Genomic DNA, 5,043 nt, shown 5'->3' with positions numbered 1-5,043 from the left:
GCAAAGTCCACACTTACCATATCCTCGGACTGGTAAAGTTTTTCATGCACAAGAGCCATTGATTTGACCCTGTGCTGGCTGTCCCTGAAGGCTTCGGTTACATCTTTATCCGTAAAATTTCCGGATTCGAGGTACAGAAGCGTGGAGATTACCTGCAAATTATTCTTGATGCGGTGATGGATTTCTTTTTTACGGATTTCTTCCATCTGGAGAAGTGCATCCTCGGCTTTCTTATGCTCGGTTATGTCCAGGATAATGCCCTGAAGGTGGACTTCCCCTTCCTCGTTGCGCTGGATAACCGTCCTTTCGTCAACCCACCGGACCTCCCCCGATTTTGTGAGAATCCGGTATTCCGAGGTATAATCCGCACATCCGGCCTCAACATGCATATTAAGCTCGGTAGCCATTTTTTCCAGGTCTTCGGGATGCACGATATCCCCGTAAAGAAGCCTGTTTGAGGTAAAATCCTCCACGTCATAACCCAGTCTGGTAATATTCTCCGAAACAAACTCTGCAGGCCACATGGGTTCATATTTCCACAGGAAAACGATTACAGGACTTGTATTGATAACCTTTTCCATTTCTTCCATAAGCTGATTGGAACGCTCAAGCTCTTTTGCATAATCCAGAAGGGCTTTTTCCGCCTCTCTGCGCTGGGTGGTAACCATATCAAGCGCCTGGCGCGTCTCTTCGATTCCGTCCGTAAGCAGCTTGAAATCGCCCTGCCCGTGTATACTGATCTGCCGCTTAAAATCATTCTGCTGAAATGCAGTAAGGACTGCGTTTGAGTCGTCGATAATACTGTTTAAGGTCTCGGAGAACTTGTCAAGCGTGTTTCCAAGTTCCCTGAACTCTCCCTGTACATCGGCATTTACCCTTTCTTTTAACTCTCCTTTCGCAAGGGCATTGGTCACTCGTATAGTCTCCCTTACAGGAACAATCACAGCCTTAAGGATTTCATTCAGGCCTGAGGGGATCTCCCTGAAATCAATCCCCACATCCGTATCCGCCCTGACATCAAGCTTTCCTTTAACTGCATCCTGCGCAATGCTCTTGAAATCCCGAACGATTTCATCTATCGGCCTTGTAATAGAGCAGGCGATCATATATGCAAGGGCCGCCATAAACAGGATAGAAATTGCAGAAATGACCAGCAGCCTGTTCCGAAGATCAACAACGCCTGCAAGCATCTCCTCTTTCGGAATTACAAGCACAAAAGCGAGATTCCCGGTTTGCACAGGTTCATAAAACATTACAACAGTTTTGCCTGTGGTAGAGTCCCTGGCTTCGATATATCCGCCTGTTCCTTTTTTTATGTCATCTGCAGCCCTTGCTATTTCTTGCGAATTAAAATCAGAGAGGCTCTTTTTCCCGATCCAGTCCTTGCGCACAGGGTGAGAGAGCAGAACACCTGTATTGCTTACCATGAAAGCATACCCTGTATCAAAAGCCCGGACCTCGCTCACTACCTCGTCCACATATTCCAGAGGGACATCTACTCCCCCTATCCCGATAAACTTGTTGTCCCTGAAAATCGGGGAAACATGGCTTACCATGAATATCCCTTCATAAAAGTACGGCTCGGTCAGGACGTCCTCCCCTCTTGTTTTGGGCAGCTGGTAGTAATCCGAAGAATCATAATGCATAAGGGGTGCGACCATAGTGCGGCCTTCGATCTTATTGCAGTAAGGGACAAACCTGCCTGTTGTATCATGCGTTGAGGCGTTGACGTATTCCGCATCCCTGCCGTCAAAAGCGTTCGGCTCATATCCCACATATACCCCTATAAGGTTCGGATTTTTTTCGAGGATATTCTCAAGGACGCTGATTACTTCAGTCCTGTTGGAAGCCCCGTAATTCTCCATCGTAAGGGCAAGCGTCTTTGCGACTGCGCTGTTAGCTTTCATATCGGCATCAAACTGGTTTGCATAATTGCTTGCCATTTCAATTGATTTCTGGTAAGCCAGCTTTTCTTCCTGGGAAGTGACCGTACTTATAATTACAGCCGTAGAGACCGCAAGCACAAGAAAAACCCCGACAACGATAAAGATAACCAGCTTTGATTTCAGGGGGAAGTTTTTAAATCTCATAGTATAAGCTCCAGCCAGCTATAAAGGGGAGGCTTATTCCTGTTCTGCCTGTACAGGCCGGGCAGCCCTCAGCTTTCGATCACTTCTCGAGACAATTCTTTATAGTGCATGAAAAGCTCCCTGCCCCAGCGAAGGGCGCTGGCATCGAAGCTCATTACTTTCCTGTGGTCGTATTTCCCCTGCTTGTCGAAAAGGCAGAGATACATAAACTTTTCAGTAACAGCAACCGTTGGGAGCTGCAGGCTTTCCTCGCAAACCTTAAAAACCGTATTTTCGGAATTGAGCAGGGTTTCGAGTTCGTCCTTGCAATCGTTTTTGAGTCTCTCGAATACGGCTTTCGTAAGCACGACTTCTATTTCAGCTCCGCTTTTTGCAAGCCTGGAATAAAGCGACGGATAAAGGGGATGATAGTAAGAAAGCGAACTCATGATGCATCTGGATTTTATAAGATTCTCGGTAAACTCCCTTGGAAGATCAAACAGATGGTTCAGGTCAGGTTCGATTACCATGCATTCCCCCAGTTCTCCAAGCCGCATAAACTGTTCACGGGGTATGACGCTCGTATCCCGGCTTGCCCAGTACTCCTTATTTTCCTCGATGACCTCAAGTGTGTTCAGGAGAGGAAGCATATTTCCTACAACAAGTTTTCCAATCTCCGACAGCATATAAGTGTCCTCCTTCTGGAGGATCAGGCCCTGCTTTTTAAGAATTTTAATCTGGGGCATCATCGCCTTTGAGGTCACATTAAGAGAAGTTTTTATTTGCTCAATGTCCCGGGGCCCTTCCATTAGCAGGAGTAGGAGATTTTTCCTTTTTTCAGAAAGCCAGATTGTATCGCATAAAGATGAGCTCATTGCTACTTCATATTTATTGAATATACTTTTATTAAAAGATTATGTTAGATATGGAAAATATATTAGAAAAATCTTGATTTTGAAACGGATTCCAGGCCTTGATTAAACCCGATTGAAAATTTTAAAAGCATTAAAAAATCACTTTACTTTAGAACTTACATACAGCTCTTTCTTTTACCTGCAACTTTTGCAGGAACTACGCGGATCGGGCTATATAATATCGAAACCATAAATAAATCACTTACCAGTAAGCGAAAACAAATCCAACAGAAAAAATTGCCTGAAAGAAGAAAAACACTTCAAAGAAGGCAAATAAAGATTAAAAATGGCACCAAAAACGGATTACAAAAGCAAAAAATTAAAGTGGTCACTAAAAAACTGGTAAAAATGGCACTAAAAACGGGTTAAAGTGACCACTAAAATAATTAAAATGACGATAAAAATAAAAAATTTGCATGAAAAACGAAGTAAAATGGCACATTGGAAATGGATTAAAAAAGTACAAAAATTAAAAAACGCTAAAAGCTATTGCATCCTGTAAAGAAAAAAATTACAGAGTACGACGGGAGCTAACCGGCTTCATACCGGAATCTGGCTTGAACTCGTGAGATCTCTGAAATAAAAGCTAAGACAGAAAGTTTCAGGCTTAATAACCGGAAATTTCTCTGCTCCGAACCCCTGCAAATGCATTAAAAATGTACCTGGGAGCTGTGGTATGTGGGAAATGCCATAGCTTTTGGGTGCCTCCGCAATAGGACTGGTTTTCACGATACTAAAAGATTTTTTTCGGTGCTTATGGACTTTATTTCTCTTTTCTTTTTTTATATTTTATTGCCAACTTATTTTTTCCGAAGCTGTTCAGTAATAGACCTGGCAACTTATGGATGACTTAGATTTCAGGTCTTTGTAAATTTTTAAGTCATTAAAAAATCTAATGATATGGGTATTATCCAGAGCTCGGTTCCATTACCCGAAGTTGTTGAATAGACTTAATAGATTGGGCTAAATATATTTAATTCATATATCACACTGTCAGGAAATACTGAAATTTTCAGTAGGTACTGAAAGCGGGCAGGTTTCTTACCGGAAAGTAAGCTCAACCTGCGAGCGATTTGAAGTTTAAAAACGATATGAGTTTGGGAAACTCCGGTTCGAGAAAAGAGTACTTAAAGAAGATGTGAGTTTGGGAACTCATCAAAAATAAACGGAAAAACGTGTGTAGTTCTAAAAGTCTTTCGACAGAAAACCCCACCAATACGAAGACCACAATCAAGAGACCCCGATTTAAAACTGCTAAAATAAACAGCAGTTCCCAGGCAGGGTCATCGTCTCTGACATGGCCCTGCACTGGTAATTCAGGTTCATGAAACCAGGATTTTATCGAAACTTCTACGGAAACTTGTGTAGCTTATCTTAATTTTTTACCTAGTCCTTTAATTTTTTTGCATAACCTTTTAATTTTTTTATTTAGCCCTTTTCCTTTAACCTTTGGTTTTGGATCTCAATTCTTTAAATCGTATCCTGAATTCGGTTCCTTTACCTGTATTAAGTTCGATACTGCCTTCTATCTGATCGACCAGGTTAGTTACAAGCTGCAGGCCCAGAGAATCCGTTTCTCTAAAATCTATTCCTTCAGGGAAGCCTGCGCCATTATCCGCGACGACAAGCGAAAACCATTCTACGGGATTTCCTGTCTTAACTTTATTCGCATCCCCATTTTCGAGATTTCTGTTACTCCCTGCACCGGGTAAAGCCTTCTCTAAACTTTGCTTTTCAGCTTCTTCCCTTTTGAGGCAGACGCTTATTCTTCCTCCGGTTTTACCTTCCGGGAAAGCATGTTTCAGGGAGTTCGAGACCAGTTCATTGACAATTATTCCGAGGGGAACCGCCGTATCCATTCCCAGGAAAACCTTTTCAACATCCAGCTTCAGGCTTACTTTCCCGTCGTCCAGGGAATATGAATGGAACAGGTAACCTGCGAGATTCTTAATATAATCTGCAAAGTCCACACTTACCATATCCTCGGACTGGTAAAGTTTTTCATGCACAAGAGCCATTGATTTGACCCTGTGCTGGCTGTCCCTGAAGGCTTCGGTTAC

General features: G+C 42.8%; 3 protein-coding genes. All 3 read right to left on the bottom strand.

What is annotated here, in order from left to right:
* On the bottom strand, nt 1-2,090 hold a 2,090-nt coding region (locus ACPK8D_RS16515; RefSeq protein ID WP_424718946.1), incomplete at its 3' end, for a histidine kinase dimerization/phosphoacceptor domain -containing protein.
* A 68-nt stretch (nt 2,091-2,158) separates the two neighbouring features.
* Nucleotides 2,159-2,944: a helix-turn-helix transcriptional regulator gene (locus ACPK8D_RS16510; protein WP_424718945.1), complete on the bottom strand. Its 786-nt coding sequence runs from the start codon at nt 2,942-2,944 to the stop codon at nt 2,159-2,161.
* Nucleotides 2,945-4,425: 1,481 nt separating this feature from the next.
* Nucleotides 4,426-5,043 (bottom strand): sensor histidine kinase (locus tag ACPK8D_RS16505; RefSeq protein WP_424718944.1); only part of this gene is annotated, 618 nt, incomplete at its 5' end.

The sequence above is a fragment of the Methanosarcina sp. genome (assembly GCF_049706645.1).
GTDB lineage: Archaea > Halobacteriota > Methanosarcinia > Methanosarcinales > Methanosarcinaceae > Methanosarcina.
The sequence above is the reverse complement of the archived record's forward strand: the minus strand, read 5'-3'. Positions and strand labels throughout refer to the sequence as shown.